We start from the raw sequence: 26,231 nt of genomic DNA on the forward strand, positions 1-26,231 counted from the left end.
GTTGTTTTACTTTTTTATGGCCACGATTATCTTGTTAACCTCTCCTTGTCTATTAAAGATAGACTGTGAGGTAATCCAATCGATTTGAGACGTCTCAAAGACAAGTGTTTTACCATTATAAAAATGTACTTGAATTTGTGTTTTATCTGATAATTTGTAGATAAATGGTACTTGGCAAACTGTAAAGACTAATTCATTTTCTTTTAAAAGAACTTCTTCTTTTTCACCATTAACATTGGTAAAATTGAAAACAGCATCGGCCTTAATAAACTCTTTGCTTTGTAATAAATTAGACTTAAAAGTTAGTTTTCCTTCTTCTACAAAAACACCTAATTCTCCAAATCTGCATAATATATCTTCTTTTACCTGTCCTGTCATACCAGGCTGTTGAGCTCCTTTAGTTTCCGGTGTATGCGAATAGGGATCTGTTGGAAATGCACCATATAACTCTGGGGATTTATGAACACCTATACCTGCATTAATTTCGTAGTAATGATCTAGTAATCTTCCAATAATTTTAGGATCAGCCTTACTATTAATTGCAGACCAACAATTTTCTTGAACAGCTAATAATAATTTGGATACCATGTGCCAATAAATAGACCCTAAACCTTCATACCCGAAGAAGGTTCCTGAACGTCCTGTGAAAGATTTATGATCAAATACGTCTTCAAATATCTGAAGTACTTGTTCTTTCTCTGCTTCTATTAGCGTTTTATAATCTTCGTTTAAATTGTTTAATGCTAACTCTAAACTATTGGCATTATTAAAATTACTATTAAAATGATACCCACCTTCAATATCTTCTTCAATGACTTGCGTATTACCATCTATTATTAGCTTTTTCAACAATTTAGATTGCTTAACTTTAGCTGATGGTATATTGTTTCTCTCGGCAAAACCTGATAAATTTTTATTAGGATAGAGAATATAGCTGTACTGATCGTCTCTAAACAGAGCACTTGCCTTCATGGCATCTAATACTTCAAGAACTTGCTCAGGAGATAAATATCCCGCACTGAGTGCCGCTACTTGACCTTCTAACATTTCTGCCAAATAAGAAACGGAAACGGCATTATCACTTTCTACAGTCATTAAGTTATAAGCATGATACATGTTATCTTTTCTCTTATTAACATCTATACTTTGTTTTAAAAATGACTTTGTTACCTCAATAAAAGTGGAGATATCTTTTAGTTTCAAATCTTCCTTTATACCAGAAAAAGCTTGATTATATATAGTTTCCCTATACTTCGAACCAGCGGAACCTAGTCCGTCCATTACAGATTTTCTGTCTGTATTAGAAATTCTTTCCACTAGTATGACTTCATGCTGTTGCAAAGTTTCTAAAACCTCATCAAAGAAGACTTTTAGTTCCTGAGACACTTGAATTTGATTAATTGAAGATTTACCAACAATTGTTTCAAAGAAGTTCAAAAATCTATAGATATAATAGAGTGTAACCATAGATACGCCATTACCAACCAAAGCGTTATTGGCATCATTCCATTCTGGACGTTGTGTATTTAACCAAATTCCTGCTTCTGGAATAAAGTTTGAAATTTTAGACAACACTGTGGCCAATATTTTTTCAATAAAATTTACTCTATGAATATTAGAATTCTCATCCTGTAATAATGCGCCATCGGCACCTATAGCATTACGTCTTTCATTTATTTGATGGTCTAGTTTATGATTAAAATCAATGGTGTCTTTAGGATTTTGAAGTATGCTTTTGTAGTCTTTAATAACGTAAGGCACATTGGCATAAACAAAAACATCTTGATTAAATCTCTTTTCTAATTGACCTGGATAAAAATTTTCGATAATCTCTAGAAACTTCAACAAATAAATAATTTGATGATCGCCCCAATATCCTATATAAGACCAAGGATCATGCTCTTCAATAACTTCCCAATCAAAACCATCTTTAGTAACGCGATACGGGTTATAACCTTCAAAGGTAGATGCATTTAAGAACTTATGAATCATACTCTCTATAAAATCTGGATAGGCATAAGCTAGTGCTTCCCAATTTTGGAAAATATCGCGCCAATTGCCTTCATAATCTAAAACTTTAGAACCATCAACTTCACTTTTAGTGTTTATAGAAAATTTATTCCATGGTCTACTTGGATCTCCATGTCTTCTACTAAATTTTAAAGGTAAATACTCAAAACATAGGCGTTTAAAATCTGGATTACCATCACTTTCTGCAATGTTTTTAATGTCATTAAGACTAAATGTATCCTCAAGATTTTGTAAAATACTCAGTTTATCTTGGTAAACAGCTTTATTTGCTTTAGCAATATACTTAGTGAAGTCTGCTTTTTCGACCGTATAACCATCATCAAAAATCCCCCCACGCATAACGTTAAATAAGGTATTTGAGAAATGCCTCATATTTACTAAGGGGTCTTTTGAAAGCTGTAAACCATCTGCAGCACCTACTAACTCCTTTAACTTTTTTGAACCTAGTTCTATATCTTTTTCAACAAGGGTCTCTATATTTTGATTAATTCCAATATACTTTGAGAGTTCAACAATATTTGAAATTGACTGATTTACATTGGCTACAATAGCCCAAGAATTAGATTTGTTATTATCTAACAAAAATTTGGAATTTATAAAATACCCCCCTTTTTCTGCCTTAATATCTTCTTCTTGCTCTATATCACGACCACTTCTAAATCTATCTAATTGTAATGATGACAATAAATAGGTGGGGTTTTCTAATCCGTAAGACCATACTGTATTTGCTTTTAAAGCTTCACTCGGCTCTGCTTTATCTACAATTACGGCACTTAAAGCATAAATACCCAAACCATTCTCTACTTGTAATTCGCTTCTTTTGTAAGCATCAACTAAATTACTTCTACTATTTTGTAAATCTGAGGTTACATTGGCAGGTAATATATTTTGTAGCCCATCTAAAATGTTTACTTCTATTTGAGAATTATCGTTATTTATAAGGGTAGATTTTTTAACAAAACCAAATCTATCACTAGAATTCCATTCATATCTAAAGGTTAATTTTAAATCAAGGTTTACCTGCTCAAAAACAACTTTATTTCCTAAGGTATTTTTATACAGATTTGTTTGTGTTTCATACACCCCAGATTGCCTTATTGAAAAAGGCTCCCACAACATACTATCGCCATTTTTATGAACTCTTAATAGCGTTTTGCTACCCGTTATTTCTGCCATTTCTGTAAGCTTGTCATCGGTATAGTATGGAAACAAAGAATACTCTGCATTTTTTCTTCCAGCCGAGAGGCCACCATTACTAGAAATAAACATCCAATGATTAGAGTCACTAACAATACTCATTAAAAACGGCCTCATATTATCACAATTTGAAATCTTGTAATAGGTTTCGTTTTTAAGCGTTACCAAATTGCCGTTAATCTTCTTCATATTATTTAAAACTTTAGAATCGTTTGTAAAAAAAGTAGTGGTCATATTTAAATTAAGTTGTTAATAAAAGGCTAGCTGCTTATTCAGCTAGCCTTTTACTTATTTTATCTATTCTAATCGTAAATCATCAAAATAAAACACTTGTTCTCCTGAGGTTGTTTCTCCATCTGAAGCCTCTGGATTATCAGGTTTAATTACCAATTGATTATAGGTAGTTGGACTGGCTGGTAAGTTTATAAAAGTGAATTCTATTTCTGTCCAAGTGTTTGCTCCTCCTGCCACCTGTCTAAAAACAGGAGCTGGATTACCAGTTACGGGATCGGTTTGTGGATCTAGAGCCAATTCAAACCTATAGGTAACATTATCCATATTAGAATAAACTTTTACCTTAAACACTTTTGTTGTGATATCTATGGTTCCTTGCGGAAAAGAATTCTGAATACCTCCCCAACGATTAATACCAGAAGCTCTTACCACTTTCATTACATTATCTGAAGTATTTATTCCAGATTTTGATGGGTTTGCATCTAAACTAGTAGTAACACCTCCATCTCCTATACTTGAAAATGAAGAAACAAAAGATTCACAACCTTCAAAGTCTAAAGGAAGAGTGGTAGCTGCCACGGGGGTACCTGCACATCCACCGCCGGAGCCTACACCGCCTCCGCCACCAGAGCCACCACCGTCATTGACCGTAGTTATATCATCTATATAAAGTGATCCTGTATTTGGCTTAGTTCCTGATTGGTCTCCTACATCGGGACGAACCAATACTCTATTCACTCCATTTGGAATATTTGCTAATGTAAAAGTAAGTTCTACCCATTCGTTGGCAGTCGTAATTTGCTGCACATCCCCCACAGGAGCATTTGTACCATCTACTTCTACTTGAAATAACACATTGGTTGGAGCCACGGTAGAATAGAATTTTGCCTTATAAACGGTAGTTGTTTGATCTAAACCATCGGCAAAAACAAATCCAATACCACCCCACCATTGGTTGCCATTGTTAAAGGATGCTTCATATACATTAGCGCTGGTGTTTATGCCTCCAGAAACTGGGTTAGCAATTAAACCTCCACCTGTTTCAAATTCTGAAGTGGTAATTCCTGTTAAATTATTTTCAAAATTTAAAATAACTTCTTCTGCTGAACCACCATTACCGCCTGAACCATCACCATATAATGCGAAATCATCAAAATAATAGGTATCTGTATTATTAGCATTTAAGTCAAAGAAGATTACAATCTTGTTGAATTTATCACTATCCGCACTATCAAACGGGAACATTAATTCTTCCCAACCTGCCGTTACAGAAGTGTTTAAGAACTTCTCTACATTATTTCCAGGGTTACCTATCTCTTCAAGCTTAATTCTAACCTCTGTATTAGCAAGAGGCGACCATACCTTTATTTTTAGTCCTTCATTAGCATTAAAATCTAATTTAGCATCTAAATCTATTTGATTATTATCCCATGGATTATTGCCTAATTTTGTGATCTTACCTACTTTACATGACTTATTTATCTCATTATCAAAATCTGGATTATCTACCCATTCAAAATCTGCTCCATCTTCAATAATATTTGCTGTTGGGTCTTCCATAAAGGATAAATTGAAATCAGCAGCCGATAAAGATTGCATTGTTTCCGCTTCGCAGGGCTCTGCTACCACACCTTCAAATTGTACAATATTATCAATATAGAATGTTCCTGCTGCAGTACCTGGACCATCTACAAACAATACCATATCATTATAAGAAGCCGAAGAAGCTAAGGTGAACGATAACTCTTCCCAACCTGAACCTGTATGATTGGCATCAGCTTCTACTGGGTCTTCTGTACCATCTTCAAATTTTAATTTTACTGGTAAGGCCTGATCTGAGAATAATTTTATTTTAACACCTTTATCTGTAGCAAAATCTATAGCTGTATCTAAATTGAAAAAGGCATTTTCCCAATTGGCACCAACATTAGTAATCTTACCTACTTTAGAAGGATCTGCATTAATTCCAGATAACTCTGGATTATCAACCACTTCAAAAGATACGTTGCCCACAATTTTCCCTGCATAATCAATACTGTTACAATCAAAATCTATTGGTAACTCTAGCATTGTTCTTGGACATGGAATATCTGCCGAATCAATTTGGGATATATCATCTATATAAAACTTTCCTGCAGTAGTTCCAGGACCGTCAACAAACATGGTAAACCTATTAAAGCTTGATGCACTATCAAAAGTAAAGTAAACTTCTTCCCATCCTGTACCACCGTGACTTGCCGTTACTTCTACATCTGCACCATTTCCTTCCTCTAATTTAAGAAGTAAGTCTACTGAGGTATTAGACCAAAACAGGGTCTTTACAGTTTTTAATGTTGATAAATCTAGGGGGGCTCCTAAATCAAAATAGAAACCTTCCCAAGCTGCTCCACTGTTAGTAATTTCGGCAACTTTTCCTGTACTAGTATTAGCACCTGTAGGATCTGGATTGTCTACTATTGCAAAAGATGCTCCTCCAAATGTAGTTGCTTCGTATTTAGTATTTGCACCATCAAAAGAAATAGGTATGGTAGCTACTTCAGGAATTAAAATGGTAATTTCATCTTCAAATACATTAGAAGCTCCTGCTACATTATTTGCATTTAATGTGATCGTATATGTTCCATTTTCATAAGCCTTTACCGGATTAATTAGCGTTGATGAAGTACCATCACCAAAATTCCAGGTATAGGTATTCGCATTTTCAGATATATTGATAAATGTTACTACACCATTATCAATATCTACAGTATAGGTAAAACCGGCTATAACCTTTGGTAATACAACATCATCCTCTTCACAACCTATAAAGGCTAGAGCTAATATCAAAACTGATATATATTTAAAAGTTTTCATTATTTTTTTCATTGTCTTATTTTTAGAATTAGTTGTTTTCGTAAACTCTCACGTAGTCTATTAGCATTGTTTGTGGAAATACTGTTTCTGCATTTGGAGAACCTGGTAATGAGCCTCCTACAGCAACATTTAATATGATATAAAATGGGCCTCGGTTAAACACCCATTCTCCTGGCACATCTTCTGGAGTAATTTGATTGTAAAGCACATCATCTACATAGTAATTGATATAATCTGGTCCCCATTCAATTCCAAAAACATGGAAATCTGTATCAAATCTGCCATTCTCCAATTCATACCCCTTACTTATTGATTCTCCTCCTGAATATCCGGGACCATGAACGGTTCCAAACATTCTGCTGGGTTCATCGCCTACATATTCCATGATATCAATTTCACCAATTTGCGGCCAAATTTGAGTACCATTACTATCATCTCCAAGCAACCAAAAAGCTGGCCATATTCCCTTACCATAAGGCAATCTCATACGTGCTTCAAAACGTCCATAAGTACGTTCAAACTTTCCTTTGGTTAATAGCCTTGCCGATGTATAAGCAGAACCATTAAACTGCTCCTCTTTAGCTGTAATTATTAGTACACCATTTTGCACTGTAACATTTTCTGTTCTATCTGTGTAATATTGCAGCTCATTATTGCCCCAACCATTTTGACCTGTTCCAATATCGAAATTCCAAATTGCACTATTAGGTGCTCCGTTGGTATCAAACTCGTCTGCCATTACAAGATTATTGAAAGTAGCTACTACCTGGGTATCATCTGTCTCACAACTTGATATTGCAAAAAAGGACATCATGAGACACACAATTAAAAGGCTTTCTACACCAATTTTATATTTAAGTCTTTTATTCATCTTAGTAAATTTTATGTTTGTTTAGCCTAGTTTATTCTGAGTAGAAATAAATATTATCAAGTATAAAATCTGGTCCGCCTGCCAAAATAAGAGCTCCTAAATTGTTCTTTTGAGCAGCTAAATCTCCACTTAATGGAATGTCTATTGAATTCCATGCCCCTTGAGTTAAACCAGACACATTGAATCTATAGTCTTTATCATCACCATCAGGAAAACCAGTAAATACGTTAGTCTCTATTTCTCCGTTTCCTCCAACATCTCTTATCTGAATTTCAAAACTAGTATCACTTTGTTGCGTATATACATCAACATGAAGATGCGTAAGTGCAGAACCATCTACGGTATTATTAAAAATGATACCCGTAAAATTATTATTGGTGTAAATCTGTACATTATCCCCATTTAAATTAGCTTGAGTAGTTTGAGTAGTTGACCCGCCAAAACCTGGATTAAAGTTACTTTCTGTAGCGTTTACATAAGCGTCACTAAAAATAGATTTTACATTGGCTGCCGGTCTTGTAGGTATTGGCGCAGCCTGTAAATCTCCACTAGACGTAACTTCTAAAGAGCCATTTGCGAGAACCCCCGCAATAGTAGCTGTTATTTTTGCAGTACCCTTACTGCGTACAGTAACCACCCCTTTTTCATCTACAGTGGCCACACTTGGGTCTGATGATTCAAACAAGAAGTATGCTGGGGTTGTGTATACAGTTACATTTCTTCCATCTACATTAAAAACCTGTTTTAGACCACTAGCACCCAAATCTATTTCGCTTCCATTAAAAGACTGTTGAACAACATCTTGCCCATCTAACATGGCTGGTTGTGGCTGTGCTACTGTACCTAACTTTTCAAACTTCACCTCATCCATCCAGAATGTATAGCCTACTTCATTACCTACTGGACCAATGCCACCAGCCGAATATCTTAAAAGACCTCTTTCTCTAATAAGCATTGAGGGGTCTGGAATGGGCACAACGTATTTCACCCAATTTGTGGTTAAATCAATATTAGTTCTAGTGGTAACAAATTTATTTTCTCCAAAATCTTCGCCAAAACCTACTTCTCCAATGGTTACTGCTTGTGTTGCTTTTGCCCAAAAGGTTAAAGCATCAAAACCTGATAAATCTCTACCAGAACCATCTCCATCAATTCTAAAAATTGCACCAGCATAGTTACCATCTGGATCATTAGCATTCGGCACATCAAAGCGCATTGAAGCGTTGCCTTCATAACTCACTTCCATATCAACCGTCCACGCCGTTGGTTTAGAACCACCATATGGAAAATAAAAATTAGTACCCAAACCTACAGGTGTATCTGTAAACACCTCTGCTGTAGATGGAAATGTAGCAAACACTGCTTCATCTGAAAGCTCTCTTTCACAACTTAATACTGTTGTAAAAATGACTCCGATAAGGATGATCATTTTTCTATATGTGAATGTTATATTTTTCATTTTGTTCTTTTTTATTTACCAATATTGATGTGTACATAGGTTCTAATTTCCCATTCGCTACCATTATCAAATCCTACTGGACTGGTTGTTGGAATAGCGGGGAACGTATTTGGTGGTACCGCAGTTGGTGCATACCTAGGTGAGTTTTCATCTAAGGAACGCCAAATACCTTTTATACCTATTTTAGTATTTGGTAGTATAAACCAATCTGGTTTGCCTAATGTGGTTGAAATATCTATGGTATTTTGAACCGGGAAAGTAAGGTTAAAGTCCCTATGGTAATCAAACGGACCCCAGTCGTTAATCTTCACTCCATATTCGAACTTCCATTTCTTATAAATCATTTTTATGTCTGCACCAAAACGATCTATTGTTCTATCACTATCTCCATTTGCCTGTGCATTACCTCCATAAAGGTTGGCTATAACACCTAAATCTCTATTTACCTTAGATACCACACGCGAGCTTACTTCCCATAAATCTTGTGCGGGAGCCGCTTGCGGGAACGCAAAAAAGGTACGATTTGCTAAAAACCCAATATGTGCATCTTGTGATGTTGGGTGGTGTTTAAATACAACCCCTAAGTTGAAAGCCAATTTAGCATCTTCGGATCTATCATTATCCCACTCATAAAACCATGTTCCGGGTGTAGGATCAAAGGTTAGTAATAACTCTCCAGCAGTAGTCTCTCTATTTCCTCTTACTGCAAACGGATCATCTATAAAATTTCTTAATCTACCTGGTGCTGAAACATCATTTGGCATTGGATCTACAAGTGGTTTTTGCCATAAGAAGTTTGGCGCTATTTGCCACTTACCAGCCGAAATTGTAAATCCAGATAATATATTAGTTTGATTACCGCTTCCGGAGTCTTTTAACTTCCATCCGGTAAATGTTCTAGTTGCATCGGCACCTCCATTTGCAACTAAGCCCATATAGGCTGCTTGGGCATAAAAATTAAAGGCGCCTCCCTCATAGGTAAATTTGGCTTTACCTCCCCAGTTATCGTTTGAGTTTATTCGGTCTTCATATACGACATAATTTCCTGGTCCTCCAGTGACATCTTGGAATGAACTTCCATTTAAAGGACTACCTCCCCAAATACCACCAAGCGATATACCAAACTTTCCAAATTCTCTTTCTAGAACTAATGTAGCACGTTCTGTTGGCCAAGGTGGAATTACACCACTTCGAACTTGATTAGCATTCAAAAATCGTAATCCATTGTCATCAAATTCTAGACTCGTATCTAGATCTCTATGGTAGATACCTGTAATATCCCAATGTTTAAAATGTGTTCTATACTTGAAGAGCATGGTCGGATTAGAACCCCACCAAAGTTGTGGCCCAAAGGCTGCTTTTAAACCTTTAAAAGCTCTTTTACCATCTATTTCAACACCTAAAATCTCACCATTATAAATATCTAGGTTAGGCCCGTAATTAGCTTCTGGATACAAACCAAAGAAATCACCTTCATAGCCCCAGTGATAATGGCCTGTTCTGTAAAACCCTCTTACATCTGCGTGTTTGGTATTCCATTCAAACTCTGCATTATAAACTCTCACTCTGTTGTTATCTGAGATAATAACATCTTCTCCTTGAGCATTTTTTACTGTGATAGGTCTTCCTACATTTTCATAAAATATTTCATTGATTGGGTTTTTAGCCACATTACCGAGAATATTGAAGTTAACCTCGGCACGCATATTTGAAGTTGGCTTACCTTCTACACCAATGTAGTAAGATTGCATATGATCAAATCCTAATTGATTTGGAAATGCCTCCGTATCAGGTACTGGAGTTTCTGGTGTTGTTATTAAAGACCCTCCTGTATTGAACGTAGTAAATTCCATTCTTAAGTTACTTAACTTAATCTTGCCACCATCTTTCGCATCTAGAGCAGCTTTATCTCCTCTTGCTCTAAGTACAGCATCCATTAAGTTTATGTTATTAAAGTAATTTTGAATGAATCCTTTGGTAACATCTTCACCATATGGATTTAATTCATGGGCTTCTTTAAGTGCGTAATAAGCAGCACGTGGATATAAATCATACAAACCTCTTTCGCTTGTTGGTCCTTTTGCACACACACCAAACCACTCCTCATTCATATTGTTTTCACCAGGCTCTAAATCTATTGGATACCCTCCATTTGCCCAAGAAGCATTGTTATCATGAACATCGGCATTTTCTCGTTTATCAAAACCAAATTTCCACCATCCGTCGCTAAACTGAAATGTGAACCCTCCAATTGAATTTCCGGCACTTCCAAGTCCAGCTGCATTAAGGTATATTTCTCTCCAATTCTCTACCATATAATAGGCTTGAGATTTCTGGTCTTCTTTATTTTCAATAGCATTGAATGCATCTGCACCAAACTCTGTAAACATTAAAGGTTTATTAAGCTTTTTCTTTACCACATCGAACATATCCGTAAACGAAGGACCTCTATATGAATTAACACCATAGATATCTACATCTTTACATTCTTCTGCTACGATATCGATAAATAGAACATCTCCATTACAAATAGCAACGGGGTGAGAAGCATCCATTCCCTTCATTAGTAAGGCTGCTTTGTTCATCAACTTGTACATGGGTCTACCTCTACTTTCACCTATGAACTGAATCCTCCCTTCGTCATCAGGAAAGTCTTCAGTTTCTGCTCCAGCCCAAAACAAACCGTAGTTGTTTTCATTTCCTAATAGATACATTAATAGACCAGGTGTGTCTTTATACTCTGCCACTAAGGTTTTTACCTCATTAATAAGGTGTTCTTCTGTTTTAGGATCGTCATAAATGGTTACAGGCGTCCAAACCCCATTTAAGGTTAAACCGTAACGCCCAAAGGAGTGATTCAACATGGTGTATATTCCATAGTTTTCATAGATATACTTAATCCACTTTGCAGGAACACCAGTGTATTGTCTAATTACATTTACATTCATGTTTCTAAGCAATGACATTTCGGAATCAAGTCCTGCTTTAATAATATCATCGGATTTTTTCCAAAAGTTTGCATTTACGGTATTTGTTCCAATGGGAATATAATCCCAGTTCATACCGTTGATCATGAAATCTTTTCCATCTACGACCAATTTATGGTCAGTTTCATTACTTATTATTTGCACCTTATTAGATTGTGCAAACATGACCAATGAAAAGAGTGAAAAGAAAAGCTTGAGAAAGTGTTTTTTCATTACATTCATAATTAGTTATGTCTTTAGTTTTAGTTTAGTTACTCTGAGAGCGAGCAACTTATTCTTGCCTCAGTTGTAAGAATGACAAGAAGTGGTGATGTAAACTTACAAGAGAATAATGTTAATGCGATATTTTTAACCACAACAAAAAACATACAGTAAGAAAAAACCACTCAATTATCTCGTAAAGTCCATAAATCATGGGCTTTACAAACTTTTAAATTATTTAGAAAAGAAAACACAAAAACAGGTTATGTTGTGGTCTTGTATAGGTATGATTTCTATTTGTAGTGGAACTAAATCTCTAAAATGTAGTCCGTAAGACTAGATTCATGTGCTAATTTTAGTTTTTTTCTTAGTCTGTAACGCTTAACTTCTACACTACGGGGAGAGATATTTAATAATGGTGCTATTTCTTTTGAAGATAAATTTAGACGTAAATAGGTACACAATCTTAAATCATTTGTGGTAAGTTCGGGATGCATACTTTTAATCTTTTTTAGAAAATCTTTATCGGCATTATTAAATGCTTCTTCAAACAAATTCCAATCGTCATTATTATTAAGATTCTTATCAATAATATTAATAACATTTTTAAGTTGATGTAAGTCTTTAACAGATTGTAATTCTGTTTTTAAACGTCCCAAAAGTTCGTTCTTTTTTATAAGATTCATGGTAGACATACCTAACTCTCTACTTTTGCTATCTATATCTTGTCTTAGTTTTTCGTTATTAAAACGCATTAACTGTTGTTTGTTTTCAAGCTCTTTAAGTTCCAATTCTCTTTCCGTCTTGCGCATTAAGCGTTCTCGTTGTTTTTTATAATAACGTCTATAGAAAGCGTGTACTACTAATATGATTATAAGAGCAATACATACATATAAAAAAATCATGAACCGAGTGAGGTACCAAGGTCTTTTAATAGTAAAAGTGTAGGTCTCAATGTTTTCGGTAACGTTATGGCCTACTTTAGCTCTTACGCTAAATTCGTAATCTCCAAATGGTAAATTTTTAAATAAAACTGTTGGTGATGAAGACCAGTTACTCCAACTATCATAGAATCCATTTAGCTTGTATTGGTACTCTGTATCTAAATATTTATTGTACTCCGGAATACTAAATGTAAAAGCTATGTTATTGTATTTGCTTTTAAACTCGTTAGGACTAGTTTTAGCCGTGAAAAATTTATCTTCCTCATCTTGACTACTTAATAATATAGAACCTATGGTAACATTGTATGTTCTATTTCGAATTTTAGAAAGATCCAAAATGATATAACCATCAGAGGTTCCTATTAAATAGTTTTCATTATATAAATGAGATATGTTTTCTGAACCCGCTAACCCGTGCGGTAAGGATTCTGAAAAAGGTATACTTTCAATATTTGGTGCTTCACTAAGCTTTCCTGGAGTTACATAATTCAATTTTTTCCTTGAAAACCCCCAAAGCATTTTGTTTTTTTTATCGGAAATTAATTTCCCTGAGGTGTATGATTCTTTTTCAAACAGATGACTTAAAAGTGTGTCCTTAACAAACTGATCTGTTTTATTGTTATAAGCATAAACTCCATTTTGATAGGTATATAAAATTTTATCGTCGTATTTTACTAAACTAGAATATATCCCTTTATCGACCGTTATATCCTTACTTACATCAGTTACTTTAGTAAAATCTTTATCAATTTTTAACTTGAATACACCTTTATATTCATGACTAACAAAAATGTTATCTTCTTGAATTTCAAAAAATTTACAAGAGGTGTTAAAACCATCTATTTTATTTCTTAGCTGCCACCTATCGTTTTTAAGTTCTATTACGCTTAAACCGTCATAATTCCCTTTTAATAGTTGATTTTCTTTACCAGGAATGGGAATTAGATTCCATGTGCCATGTACATCTATTCTACTTGTTATTCTTTTGTTATCAATAATAAATGTACCAAGGTTGTGCCCACAAAATAATGTGTTCTGGTAACTAACCAAACACCAAACTGGTCCTTCTGTTCCCGAAACAAACTTAAATTCCGAAGAAGAATCATCCAAATCCTTATAAAATAAGCCTTGGTTAGTTCCAAGATATAAAACATCTTTATGTATTATAGATGCATAGGTAGTTCCTATTTTACCTTCTTTGTCATGATAAAACGAAAATGGGGATTTTACATTAATACAGTTAATACCATTCTCTAAAGCTAACCAAATATTATGCTCTGAATCCTCAAAAACATAATGAATAGAGTTACTTAACAGACCATTAGAAAAGTCTATGGAATAATCTATTTTACCTTTTTCACTTAAATGAAAAATGCCATTAGACCTTGTACCCAGTATATAACTATTAGTGCTAAGCTTTTTACTTCTATATACACTAAGTTGCGAAATAACGTTTGCATCAGGAATATCCCATTTTGATATAGATTGGTCTTCGCTCAAAACATAAAACCCATGCGCTTCGGTTTCCACTAAAAGGCTGTTTTCGTGTTTAAAAATGTTTACGATAAAGCTCTCCTTAAACAAGGTCTCATCACTCACCAGAACAGGTTTCCCTCCTTCTATTTTATAAAGCCCTTCCTTTACCTTTTGAAAGTATACAACACCTTCAACTTTGAATATTTTATGTATTATAGTATTTGAGTCAATTATGTCATAGGATTCATCTAGCGTATTGTAAATATAAATCCTGTTTAGAGATTGAAACAAAACCCAATCATCTAATCCTATGATATTCCAAACTTCTTCATCTTCTAAAAATTGTACTTTCAACCGCTCCGAAATGGACTTGTAATTCAAATCTCCAATACTGTCTTTTTGCCAAAAGCCAAAGTTTTTATAACAACCCGTGTAGATTTTATCTTTAATTACCGCCACAGATCTCATCTTTCCATTTGGAGAGTCATATAACTTCCATGTTTCACCATTAAATTCAAGAAGTCCTTTGTTATTAGCTACATATATAAGCTTGTCGCTGGTTTGTGCTATGGCCCAATTTTGATTATCTGCCCCATACACTTCTGGAGAAAAAGATTGTATTGGTGGTAATACTTGAGCACTTAATGAAAGCCTCAATAATAGAATTATACTAAAAACAAGTCTTAACTTAAATTTCATAAAAAAGAGCAACTATACACAATTGTTGTGTATACAATATACAGGAAATACCTTAAAATAAGAAAAATAGTATTTTTTGTTTGGGTAAATCCAATACTAAAGTCCTCGAAATATTAAGAACAAAGGCTTCTAAAACATAAGAAATACCTTAGTGTTATAAGACATAATAAAATAATAAAGGATATTCTTGTCCGTTATAAAATAATAAGTAGTTTTGCAATACAGAACTTATTTTAAAGACTTGAATGGAAAAGACAGAAATAACCTCTATAGATGATATTAAGCTAATGGTAGATTCATTCTACACCAAAATTAGACGCGATTCCCAAATAGCATATGTCTTTGAAAACGAAATAGAGAACGACTGGGCAAATCACTTGTCCAAAATGTACAAATTCTGGCAAACAGTTTTGTTTCATAAAAAGGCGTACAGAGGTTCACCCTTAAAGCCCCATTTAGATTTACCTATAAAACCCGAACATTTTGGTATTTGGTTAAAACACTTTGAAGGCACCGTTAACAACCTCTTTATTGGAGATATAGCGGAAAACGCAATAGATAAAGCAAGAAAAATGGCCCAAATGTTTCAACTAAAAATCAGCACCTATAAATCCTTATCAAATGACATCTAACATTAAATCATCTCGTAAAATCATGATTTCGGCCTCATTAATATGGATTGGCTTTCTTGGGGCAATTAGCTTTATGGAATCTTGGTTAAAGTTTAGAGCTACAGGAGTAACTCTAGAAATAGGGCTCAGCATTGGAAAACTTGTTTTTTTCGCACTTAACAAAGTTGAAATTTTCTTGGCTTTAGTAATTATTACTGCCTTCATATTAAGTAAACAATCCATAATTAAGAAACGAAATATATCTTTTCTTCTTATTATTATAATCCTGATAATTCAGTCTATTTATTTACTACCCCAACTAGATTATAGAGCTGAACAAATAATAGATGGATTCAAATTAGCTAAATCCTACTTACACCTTTATTACGTAGCATTTGAGGCTATAAAATTATTGCTTCTTTCCTCATTTACCCATCAAAACTTTAAAACACTATAGAACTCTTAACTTCTGAATATATGGGAAAAATAATTGTTATTGATTCATCTAACGAAAAACATGTGTTGAAGTTTAAGACCTACGAATACCCTAATTTAATGGAGCTTATTGCTAATAGCTATTATGAAGACATTGGAGAATGTCGAGGAAGAGGTCTATGTGGTACATGTGTTGTTGAAACCGATAACGAAGAGCTCTTAAAAGAAGAATTAGATATTAACGAAAGGCTAATTTTAAAACAATTATTGGGTAATAGTAATAACCTAAGACTAGCTTGTCAGATTAGGTTAACACCAAAGCTTAACAATAGTACATTCAAAGTAATAGATAATTACTAGTTCTTGTACATATGTTAACCGTTTAAAATCAACTATTCTCATTTATTTTTACTTAAACGCGTTCTATCATTGGTTAACAGAAATGCAGTAAAACACGCTTCCTTTTTTTTGTTTTCCTATACGCCCTATCCAACAATCAAAAATTAGCTCATCCTAAATAGAGTAAATAAAAAAGCCCCTTTTATGAAAGAGGCTTTTAATCAAAGCTATAAATCAGTCACCTAGATCCTATTCATTAAGAATAGTCTAACTTTTATAAACTTTCCAAACATATCATTTGACAAACGTGGCAAAATTTGTTTTCGGTTTAATCGTTTTTTTGCCTCTTAAACAAGCGGCAGTTTCTTTAGTAACAAACCAGCAAAAACATACTATACCAATAGAAAACACGATATCACCAACAATACGCATCCATTTTAAAACTTGAACTGTAGGCGAATAAAGTAAGTCTGATTCTCTAGCAAAATAGTACCCTTCTGTTATTGATGTATATGCCTGAATAATACCTATTGGCAATAAACTTAAAACCACCATAAGTACAAGCCCTCCATTTAAAGTCCAAAACGCATATTTTAAGAGCTTTTCGTTCCATAGGTTTTTTGAATAAATTCTTAAACATAAAAGTATTAATCCCATGCCTAAAAGACCATAAACCCCAAACAACGATGTATGCGCATGTACCGCCGTAGTATTAAGCCCTTGAATATAATAAAGTGCTATTGGTGGGTTTATTAGGAATCCAAATACTCCTGCACCAACCATGTTCCAAAAGGCTACTGAAATAAAAAACATAATAGGCCATTTGTAGCGCTGAATCCATTTATGTTCTTTTAGTAGATTCCAGTTCTCACGTATCTCAAACCCCATCAAAGTCAAAGGCACTACTTCTAATGCGCTAAACGTTGCTCCTAAAGCTATAGCCTGTACTGGAGTTCCTGAATAATAAATATGATGAAGTGTACCTATAATTCCACCAGCTAAAAAAATACTTGCCGATGCAATAGACACCTTGCCTGCTGTTTTTGTTGAAACAATTTTCATTTGAGAAAACATATATGCTATTACAACCGTTGCAAAAACCTCAAAAAATCCTTCAACCCAAAGGTGCACTAACCACCATCGCCAATAGTTTATAACCGGTAACGAACTATTTTCTCCATACATTAATCCAGAGAAGAAGAACATACCTATGGCGACTATAGCTATTAATAGAATACTTAATAAGTGTTTTGACTCGTCTTTCTTTCTTATGGCAAAGAGTACGTTTCTTCCAACCAGAATCATCCATAAAATCATTCCTATAGCAAGAAATATTTGCCAGAACCTTCCAAGATCCATGTATTCATATCCTTGATGACCAAAAAAGAAATTCGCTGTTAAGCTTAAAAATTGATGAACACCTAGCCACTCACCTACCATAGACCCTAACACGATGATAAGTAGTGCAACAAAAAGGAAGTTTATTCCAAAAACTTGAAACTTCATCTCTTTTCCACTTATCATTGGGGCTAAAAACAAGCCTGTTGCTAACCATGTGGCGGCAATCCAAAATATAGCTAGTTGGGTGTGCCATGTTCTCGTTATTGAATAAGGTATATACTGGGAAATATCAAGACCAAAAAAGGCTTGCCCCTCAACTGAATAGTGCACAGTAATAATACCAAAAACAACCTGTAGAGCAATTAAAAGACAAACTACAAAGTAGTACTTAAGTACAGCCTTTTGCGATTTAAAGAGTGAAATATTTAACAAGGCATCTTTTGTAGGTTTTGTAATCGCCTCTCCTTTTTCATGATTTCTCACATAATAATAAGCCAGTATACCTATAAAGAGTATTAAAAGAATAATTGAAAAACCAGACCACAATTGAGAACTCGGGGTAATGGTATTATCAATTAAGGGTTCATGAGGCCAGTTAGAAGTATAGGTATATTCTTGATCTGGTCTGTTGGTACTTGCCGCCCATGAGGTCCAGAATAAAAACGCATTGAGCTTTCTTAGTTTCTCTGCGTCCTTAAGCACCCCTTCTGGAATAGCATATTCTTCTTTTCCCTTAGAAAAAATGGAAGCGAAGTGCTCAGAGTTTTCCTTGATAGCACTCAATCTCTCTTCAGAAATAAAAATGACCTTGCTAGTTTCATTAAAAGAATTGGTTTTTATTTCGTTAACCAACCGTACTTTTAACGCACCTTTATTTTCATTTGAAAGGTCTTCATAAGACATTGAAAAATCTCTTTTAGCCCAATAATCTAATAGAAATAGAGCTTCTTTATGGATCCAATCTGCAGTCCAATCTGGAGCCACGTAGCTTCCGTGACCCCAAATTGAACCAACTTCCATTCCTCCTATTGACTCCCAAATATTCTGACCTTCTTGAATATCCTTTGATGTAAAAACGATCTCGTTCGTTTGTTGTACCTCAACCCTATCGGGTAATGGTGGTTGCTTTTGATATATTTCTGTGCCAACCCATATTAAAGCAGCAAATGATAACACCACTACTGTTATAAAACCTATCCAAATTTTTCTCATAATTATTAGTTATAAAATTATTAAAGGACAAAAAGGTATTTTTATCCTTTTTGCGTATAAATATTAACGTTTCAACCAAAATTTATTCTCAACACCATTAGAATATAGTAAATCGTAAATTGTATTTCCTTCCAACATTTCTTTTAAATTTCTCCTTATTTCAACAAATTTATGATGTAAAGGGCATGGATTTTTGGCATCACATTGCGATAAGCCCAAACCGCATCCGGTATAAACATTATCGCCATCTAAAACCGATACAATTTCACTCAATTTTACCTTCTCTAGCTTTTCTTTCTCCATAAAAAAGCCGCCATAAGGCCCCTTAATAGACGTAATAATATTAGTTCTAGTAAGCTGCTGCAATATCTTAGCTGTAAATGCTTCGGGTGAATCAACGGCTTCTGCTATTGCCTTTAGTCCAACCTTATTATTAATAACAGATTGTTCCGCAATAAAAATGACAGCTCTTAATCCATATTCACATGACTTTGAAAACATAAAATAAAATTTCGGTGCAAAGTTAATACTTTTTATAAAAGATAAAAATATCCTTTATAAAATTTTAACCACTAATCATTTCAATTCAAATAATGACTAAGAACGTTTTTAAGGTTCTTATTATGACTATAAATTAGACCTTAAGTTAAACGAAGTAATTCTGTAATTGTTTATCTGTTATATTTCCGAAATAAACTTTGCTAAATTATCCCCTCTTTTTAGACCAAATTTCTTTCTTAACCTGTGCCTTGCAATATGTACACTAGGCACTGAAATATTTAGCAACTGTGCCATTTCACTTCCGTTAAAACTTAGTTTTATAAGTGCACAATGTTTTAACTCTGTAGTCGAAAGTGATGGATAACTTTTTTGAAGTTTTTTGTAAAATTCTGAATTGACCTTAGTAAAGCGTTCGTTAAATTCATTCCAAAGGTTTTTATTGATATCCTTAGTTGCATTTAAGGTTCTTCTAAACTTATTCTCATCAAGGTACTTTTTCAATTCATCTAAAAGCTCATCTATAATTCGCTCTTTATCTATTAATTGAAGCGTGTAAGATGTAATTTCCTTGTTCTGGACTACGATAACCTCTGCCTGTTTTTCTTTTTCTAGTTTGGATTTCATTTCCGCCTTTTGCTGATGGTCTATAAACTTTTTACGCTGATACCATGATCTTATAAGTAAGGCACCACTTATTATCACCAAAACAATACAAGCCAAATAAATCTTAAGTCGAAAATTTTGCTCCTTTCGTTGTTCTAAGAGCTTTTGTTGCTTAGCCATTGCCTCATTCTTCTGCTGTACAACTTCCCTGTATTTATTTTTTACATCTAAAAGGTTCCCATTATTCTTAGCACTAAAAAGACTATCGTTTAATTTTTTAGATTCTAACAAAACGGAATAAGCTTCTTTAGTCATTCCTTTTTCTGAATATATCTTTGCCAGTTTATCTAGAGCTTCGGGTTTAATATCGTTATGAGCATTGTATTTTTTAATAGCATCTAAACATGCTGTATAATAGCCAACCGCTTCATTTAATTCACCTTTTTTAAATCTTAGGTTTCCATTAAACCATAAAACAATAACTTCAAAATTATGTCCACTATCAATAAAATGAGGATTAATTTGATTAAGATACCCTTCCGCTTGCTCCAATTTACCTTGCAAAATAGCGATGTTCGCTTTTTCAGCTAAAATGTAATAAGGTTTTACATTATTCCTTTTTGCAATTACCAAACAAGAATCCAAATACTTATTGGTTTTTTCGAATTTTCGAGAACGCGTATAACTAGCGGCCAAACCTAAATAACTTCTTATAAGCTCTCGCTCTGGTACAATGTTAAGTTTATGAAGTTCCTTTTTAAGATTGAGTGCTTGCTGCATATGCCCCACAGCATCTTCCTCTTTATTAAACACTAAGTATAGCAACCCTAATTCGTAATGACACCTTACTAAAAACTTAGTATCATTATATTTTTCAGCTATAAGTAAGGCTTCCCATAAATAATCATAAGCCTTTGTATAGCTTCCCGAGTTTTCTTCTCTGTCAGCATTATCCATTAGCTTATTAATAAACTTGGCCCTGAACTTATCATCTTCTAAATTTTCATCAAGATTTTGAAATGAGTCATCTTCAATTATCTGACTATTTCCCATCTCTCTGAAATGCTGTTTGTTAAGTTCCAATACAAAGTTCATTTTAACTGAACTTGCGCAAACATTTGAAATTCCACAAAACAACATCAATAAAAAAAATGAATAAAATAACTGTTTACCCCTCATATTCTGCATGTTAAATATTAGCTTAATTAAAGCTCACTAGTATTTCAAAAATAAAAAATATGGTAAGCAATAAAGTTTTTGTAAACCCTAAAACTGGTCTTGTTAAGTTAATACTAAGTTTTAAAACCCTTTAAAGGAAGTAAATATCTAGAGCTTTGTAGGTGCTGTGTACGATTAAAATTAGGCATGTAAATGCATTAGGCATAGCTTCTAAACCAATTAATTTATAAATAAACATGAACTTAAAAAGTATAACTTTAATAGTTATTTCGATCTTTTGTATCCAAAACAAAATTTTTGCTCAAACTTACAATTACGAGAACAACAGAATTGCTATAAGCGCAGATGGCAATAGCGCTCCAGACCACGCCTACAAGTGGCCTATTGGAGACCCAGATGACTGGGGAGCCAACGCAGCAATACTTGCCGTTTTGGCTAAAATGGAATTACAAGATAAACTAGTTCATTTTTCATATAATAATTTTATAGACGCACCCAGTGGTCCTGATTATGAGAATCAAAATAAAATAAGTTGCGATGGCGGAATTATAAGGTGGCATTTTAACGCAAATAACTTTTTTGACGTTACAACACATAAAGAGGATGCCAAATTGCATTTGGCCAAAGAAATGGCTAAATCTACAAAAGAAGACCCTCTTTATTTTTTACATGCTGGTCTTTCTGAATTCATCTATCAAGTTGTTGAAAAAACAATTGAAATTGGTGGTATTGAAGGATTGCGCCATGTTAAATTAATTTCTCATAGTGGATTTAATGAAAATGAAAAAAGACGCGAATGGCATCGCACCTGGGCAGATATAAAAACGCTTTGCAATAACCGCATTCAATATTATAAAATTAAAGATCAAAATGCCTGTGGAACACCTAACATCCTTTGGTGTTCTGGAAAAGATTTTTCGCCTTGGTACTGGATGCGTGATCATAAAGATGAAAGTTTGCGTTGGCTATATTCAAGAATGCAAGCTCATGACACTGGTAAAGCCGATATTTCAGATGTTGGTATGCTATATTGGTTACTTACTAAAGACGAAAACGGCTCTCCTAAAAAATTTAAAGCATTTTTTGGTAATGGCATTCCCAATTCAGTACAAGGTATTGCTAAGACAAAAACATTAGATGCCAATGGCAAATTTCACTTGGACGCCACTAAAGACTTCCCTATTATTAAAATCCCTGGATATGCTAAGCCATATATAGACCCTCATAGGACTGCAATGGCTATTGATGCCTCTAAACACCAAAATGTCTATGCCGCAAGTAAAGTAAGGCTAAATGCTCCTAAAGGTCTGTATTACATTACCCTTACCACATTAAACGAAATAGATGGAGAATCTTCATATAAATTATTCGTTGATGGTAAACTAATTGGAGAAGTTAACAATAAAAGCTCCCACAAAGACTATACTCCTCAAAAACACAGTTTCAGGAATGTAAGATTAAATGCAACCAGCGATATTCAAATTGCTTTTAATTCTCATTCTAATGGTAAAGTACCAGAAGGAAACACCTTTGCATTCTCCCGTGGTAGGTGGACTAAATTAAATTTTCATTGTGTAGAAAAAGATATCCCACAAAAAGAAGAAGGTGAAATCGTTACAATTGAAGGTGAGAAATTCGATTTACATGGACACTGGAAAATGGTACAGGATAATATAGCCAGCGGACAAAAATACATTACCTATTTTGGACCAAATAATTACCAAAAAGTAGATTCTAAAGAAACAATTATTTCACAATTCGAAATTTCCTCGCCAGGAACTTACACAGTAAAATGGCTAATGAGACAGCCTCTTGAAGCCGAAGGTGATAAATCTAATGATGCTTGGATTAATTTTCCTGATGCCACGCAAATAGGCCGCAAACCACTTACGGGCTTTCATAAGTTTGTAGGAAGAAGTAAAGAGCGTTTTAAATGTAATGGTCAACTAGATTTACATGGAGACCAACCCTGGATGAAGGTAAAATTTAACAAACCAGGTATCTATACGCTTCAGTTATCGGGACGTTCTGAATTCCTTGAAATTGATAAAGTTATCCTTTACAAGGACATTAATTTTGATAAAATCGTCGCTAAATTAAATAAATAAGCGTATTTCTAATACCTAATGTTCCTATGAGATTATTCAGTTTATTTACGTTTTTTTACATTACATTTAGTCTTAGCTCTTATTCCCAAAACCTAATAAAGCATAAGGCTGAAAAAAATGATTTCATCCTTAATAATGGTAGACATACCGCTAGAATTCTTTTTGATAAAGAAGATGATAACTTAATTCATCTCTCTATTCAACATTTTATTGAAGATGTTAACGCAGTTTGTAATGATAAGCCTAAAGTAATTCATTCAAGAAACCTAAGAAAAGATAACCTCATTATTATTGGCTCTTTAAACAAGAGTAAAGAAATAGCCAAACTCATAGAACTAAAAGCTATTGACACCACTGGAATGACAGGTGCTTGGGAAAAGTATAGTATACAAACTATAAAAAACCCTTGGGCTAAGCATAAAAAAGCACTTGTAATCTTTGGTAGCGATAGACGCGGCACCGCTTATGGATTATTCGAATTATCTAAACAAATGGGAGTTTCCCCTTGGTACTGGTGGAGCGATGTGCCAATTAAAAAGAAACATAAAGTTATTGTAAAAGGTGGTATTCATAAGAGCAAATCTCCTGATGTAAAATACAGAGGTATTTTTATAAACGATGAAGATTGGGGGTTAAAACCTTGGAGCTCAAAAACCTTTGAACCAGAATTAGGTGATATTGGCCCTAAAACCTACGCTAAAGTTTGCGAGTTACTTTTAAGGTTAAAAGCAAACTACCTCTGGCCAGCAATGCACGAATGCTCGGGGGCATTTAATAAATACGAACAAAACAAAATAGTAGCAGACAACTACGGTATTGTTATGGGGTCTTCTCATTGCGAACCATTGCTTTTTAATAATGCAACAGAATGGGATAAAAAGACTATGGGAGAATGGAACTATGCTACAAATCGCGAAGGCATTTGTAACATTCTTGATAAACGTGTGTCTGAAAACGCGCCTTATGAAAATCTTTATACTATTGGTATACGCGGAATTCACGACCACAAAATGGAGGGTGATTTCCCCATAGAAAAGAAAATTGAATTGGTAGAAAAGGCCATAAAAGACCAGCGAGATATATTAGAGAAACATTTAGAGAAATCTCCTGAACAAATCCCTCAAATATTTGTTCCATACGCAGAGGTATTACACCTGTATAACAATGGTTTAAAAGTTCCAGAAGACATTACCCTTATGTGGGTAGATGACAACTATGGTTACATTAGAAGACTAAGCGATCCTATTGAACAAAACCGTTCAGGAGGAAGTGGGGTTTATTACCATATTGCTTACTTAGGTAATCCTCATGAGTATACTTGGCTTAATACAACAAACCCAGCTCTTATTTACAAAGAGATGAAAAAAGCCTATGACTATAAAGCTGATAGAGTTTGGATGGTTAATGTAGGCGATATTAAACCTTCTGAATATAATACTAATTTCTTTCTTGATTTAGCTTGGAATGTAAATACCGTAAATCATGAGACAGTCTATAACCATATGGATAATTGGTTTAAAGAGGCATTTGGCAATGAATTTGGAAAGGCTTGTTCTGATTTAATGTATGATTTTTATCAAAACAATTTTGTACGTAAACCAGAATTCATGGGTTGGGGTGAAGAATATTCAAGTACAAGGTGGAAAGAACGCATAGAAGATACCAATTTTAGTTTTACTAACTATAAAGAGGCAGAACTTAGACTTAAAAAGTTTAGGATACTAAGCGAAAAGGTATCGGAACTAAAAAAACAAATTCCAGAACAACTCCAACCTGCTTTTTACGAGCTAGTGTATTACCCCATTAAGGGCGCCCATTATATGAACCATAAGCTATTACTGGCTCAAAAGAATAGGTGGTATGCCAAATTAGGGCATGCAGGCACCAATGATCTCGTAAAATCAATTAAGGCTTATCATGATAGTACACGTATTATTACGCATGAATATGAAGCCTTACGCGGAGGGAAATGGAAAGAAATGATGTCTGAAGTGCAATCAACTGGTGCTACGTTTGCTTTTATGCCTCCATATGAAGAAATTACACTTTCGCAAAAAGCCGGTTTAGGTATTATTGTAGAAGAAAACGATATTATTAATGGTGTAAATACACCCTATTCGCTTCCTGTATTTACCTCTTACTACAACGAAACTTACACTATAGATATCTTTAACACTGGAACTGAAACTTTAAGATGGTCGGCTTCAACAAGTGCAGATTGGATAACGATTAGTGAAACTTCTGGAGAAACCCAAAAGGAACAACGCCTTCTAGTTTCTATTAATTGGCCAAAACTATTAACTCAAAACAATAGCGGGACAATAACTATTAATGCCGGTAACGATGAAAAAACGGTTTTCGTAAAAGCCTTTAAGACACAAATCCCCGAAATAGAAGAAAGTAAAAGTTTATTCGTTGAGAAAAATGGTTACATATCCATTCCTTTAGAAAAATTTCACAGAAAGTTAGATAAAGACGATGTAAACTGGATTATTAAGAACGGATTAGGTATAACAGGAGCTAGTTTGGCGACAGAAAACAACCATTCTAAATCAGCCGGACATTGGGCCAAAAGCGATAAGTTTGCTCATGTAGAGTATGACTTCTACACCTTTAATTCTGGTAGATTTGATATTTCAACTTACGTACTTCCAACCTACCCTATTAATGGCTTTGAGTTACATCGTTTTGCTATTTCTGTAGATGAAGAATCTCCGAAAACCATATATGTTGGCGCAGCTATTGATAGTGATAGATGGCGACAAAATGTACGCAGAAATTCTTCAATTCATACCAGTTCTCATTATATCTCAAAGCCAGGAAAGCATACCTTAAAAATCTATTATTTAGATCCTGGGGTTGTTGTAGATAAAGCCGTTATGGACTTTGGTGGATTAAAACAGTCGTATTTAGGACCAGAGACTACACAGATAAAATAGACAAACAGTTT

General features: G+C 34.2%; 14 protein-coding genes. 4 read left to right on the forward strand and 10 right to left on the reverse strand.

Annotation, left to right across the window (positions count from 1 at the left end):
• Window positions 1–6 precede the first annotated feature (6 nt).
• The 6 genes from FUA24_RS06670 to FUA24_RS06695 all read right to left on the reverse strand — a co-directional run bounded on the left by FUA24_RS06670 (window position 7) and on the right by FUA24_RS06695 (window position 14,952).
• Entirely contained in the window at window positions 7–3,462 is a 3,456-nt protein-coding gene (locus tag FUA24_RS06670; RefSeq protein ID WP_148540813.1) for a hypothetical protein, read from the reverse strand.
• 63 nt (window positions 3,463–3,525) lie between these two features.
• Window positions 3,526–6,327: a PKD domain-containing protein gene (locus FUA24_RS06675; protein ID WP_148540814.1), complete on the reverse strand. Its 2,802-nt coding sequence runs from the start codon at window positions 6,325–6,327 to the stop codon at window positions 3,526–3,528.
• A gap of 16 nt (window positions 6,328–6,343) precedes the next feature.
• Window positions 6,344–7,186 (reverse strand): glycoside hydrolase family 16 protein, encoded by an 843-nt coding sequence (locus FUA24_RS06680; RefSeq protein ID WP_148540816.1) that lies wholly within the window; start codon window positions 7,184–7,186, stop codon window positions 6,344–6,346.
• A 31-nt stretch (window positions 7,187–7,217) separates the two neighbouring features.
• Window positions 7,218–8,645 (reverse strand): Ig-like domain-containing protein, encoded by a 1,428-nt coding sequence (locus tag FUA24_RS06685; RefSeq protein WP_148540818.1) that lies wholly within the window; start codon window positions 8,643–8,645, stop codon window positions 7,218–7,220.
• An 11-nt stretch (window positions 8,646–8,656) separates the two neighbouring features.
• A complete protein-coding gene (locus tag FUA24_RS06690; RefSeq protein WP_148540820.1) occupies window positions 8,657–11,845 on the reverse strand; it encodes a glycoside hydrolase family 2 TIM barrel-domain containing protein in 3,189 nt (1,062 codons plus the stop codon).
• A gap of 296 nt (window positions 11,846–12,141) precedes the next feature.
• Window positions 12,142–14,952, reverse strand: a complete 2,811-nt coding sequence (locus FUA24_RS06695) for a triple tyrosine motif-containing protein (RefSeq protein ID WP_148540822.1) — start codon at window positions 14,950–14,952, stop codon at window positions 12,142–12,144.
• A gap of 245 nt (window positions 14,953–15,197) precedes the next feature.
• Here FUA24_RS06695 and FUA24_RS06700 point away from each other — a divergent pair, with 245 nt between their 5' ends.
• Entirely contained in the window at window positions 15,198–15,584 is a 387-nt protein-coding gene (locus tag FUA24_RS06700) for a group III truncated hemoglobin (protein WP_148540824.1), read from the forward strand.
• Here the strand turns inward: FUA24_RS06700 and FUA24_RS25050 are convergent.
• Entirely contained in the window at window positions 15,570–15,788 is a 219-nt protein-coding gene (locus tag FUA24_RS25050; protein WP_187388195.1) for a hypothetical protein, read from the reverse strand. The genes FUA24_RS06700 and FUA24_RS25050 overlap by 15 nt on opposite strands.
• 252 nt (window positions 15,789–16,040) lie before the next feature.
• Between FUA24_RS25050 and FUA24_RS06710 the strand changes: the two genes are divergently transcribed.
• Window positions 16,041–16,358: a 2Fe-2S iron-sulfur cluster-binding protein gene (locus FUA24_RS06710; RefSeq protein ID WP_148540828.1), complete on the forward strand. Its 318-nt coding sequence runs from the start codon at window positions 16,041–16,043 to the stop codon at window positions 16,356–16,358.
• Between the two features lie 273 nt (window positions 16,359–16,631).
• Here the strand turns inward: FUA24_RS06710 and FUA24_RS06715 are convergent, their stop codons facing one another.
• The 3 genes from FUA24_RS06715 to FUA24_RS06725 form a co-directional block, all read right to left on the reverse strand.
• Window positions 16,632–18,890 (reverse strand): nitric-oxide reductase large subunit, encoded by a 2,259-nt coding sequence (locus FUA24_RS06715; protein ID WP_148540830.1) that lies wholly within the window; start codon window positions 18,888–18,890, stop codon window positions 16,632–16,634.
• A gap of 63 nt (window positions 18,891–18,953) precedes the next feature.
• On the reverse strand, window positions 18,954–19,391 hold the full coding sequence (locus FUA24_RS06720) for an RrF2 family transcriptional regulator (protein WP_148540832.1): 438 nt from the start codon (window positions 19,389–19,391) through the stop codon (window positions 18,954–18,956).
• Window positions 19,392–19,568: 177 nt separating this feature from the next.
• The gene (locus FUA24_RS06725) at window positions 19,569–21,089 is read right to left on the reverse strand and encodes a tetratricopeptide repeat protein (protein WP_148540835.1); all 1,521 of its coding nucleotides are present in this window, start codon (window positions 21,087–21,089) and stop codon (window positions 19,569–19,571) included.
• A gap of 320 nt (window positions 21,090–21,409) precedes the next feature.
• On the opposite strand from FUA24_RS06725, the gene FUA24_RS25415 reads away from it, so the two are divergent.
• Window positions 21,410–23,281, forward strand: coding sequence for a hypothetical protein (locus tag FUA24_RS25415; RefSeq protein ID WP_222861326.1), 1,872 nt, complete (start codon window positions 21,410–21,412; stop codon window positions 23,279–23,281).
• Window positions 23,282–23,307: 26 nt separating this feature from the next.
• Window positions 23,308–26,220: a glycosyl hydrolase 115 family protein gene (locus FUA24_RS06735; RefSeq protein ID WP_148540837.1), complete on the forward strand. Its 2,913-nt coding sequence runs from the start codon at window positions 23,308–23,310 to the stop codon at window positions 26,218–26,220.
• Window positions 26,221–26,231: the final 11 nt, after the last annotated feature.

The organism is Seonamhaeicola marinus, assembly GCF_008085455.1.

Coding starts and splice junctions, on each gene's coding strand:
- FUA24_RS06680 (WP_148540816.1), bottom strand. CDS start 7,186: ATGAATAAAAGACTTAAATATAAAATTGGTGTAGAAAGCCTTTTAATT.
- FUA24_RS06715 (WP_148540830.1), bottom strand. CDS start 18,890: ATGAGAAAAATTTGGATAGGTTTTATAACAGTAGTGGTGTTATCATTT.
- FUA24_RS06695 (WP_148540822.1), bottom strand. CDS start 14,952: ATGAAATTTAAGTTAAGACTTGTTTTTAGTATAATTCTATTATTGAGG.
- FUA24_RS06690 (WP_148540820.1), bottom strand. CDS start 11,845: ATGAAAAAACACTTTCTCAAGCTTTTCTTTTCACTCTTTTCATTGGTC.
- FUA24_RS06675 (WP_148540814.1), bottom strand. CDS start 6,327: ATGAAAAAAATAATGAAAACTTTTAAATATATATCAGTTTTGATATTA.
- FUA24_RS06670 (WP_148540813.1), bottom strand. CDS start 3,462: ATGACCACTACTTTTTTTACAAACGATTCTAAAGTTTTAAATAATATG.
- FUA24_RS25050 (WP_187388195.1), bottom strand. CDS start 15,788: ATGAAGGCAGTAATAATTACTAAAGCCAAGAAAATTTCAACTTTGTTA.
- FUA24_RS06735 (WP_148540837.1), top strand. CDS start 23,308: ATGAGATTATTCAGTTTATTTACGTTTTTTTACATTACATTTAGTCTT.
- FUA24_RS25415 (WP_222861326.1), top strand. CDS start 21,410: ATGAACTTAAAAAGTATAACTTTAATAGTTATTTCGATCTTTTGTATC.
- FUA24_RS06685 (WP_148540818.1), bottom strand. CDS start 8,645: ATGAAAAATATAACATTCACATATAGAAAAATGATCATCCTTATCGGA.
- FUA24_RS06710 (WP_148540828.1), top strand. CDS start 16,041: ATGGGAAAAATAATTGTTATTGATTCATCTAACGAAAAACATGTGTTG.
- FUA24_RS06725 (WP_148540835.1), bottom strand. CDS start 21,089: ATGAACTTTGTATTGGAACTTAACAAACAGCATTTCAGAGAGATGGGA.
- FUA24_RS06700 (WP_148540824.1), top strand. CDS start 15,198: ATGGAAAAGACAGAAATAACCTCTATAGATGATATTAAGCTAATGGTA.
- FUA24_RS06720 (WP_148540832.1), bottom strand. CDS start 19,391: ATGTTTTCAAAGTCATGTGAATATGGATTAAGAGCTGTCATTTTTATT.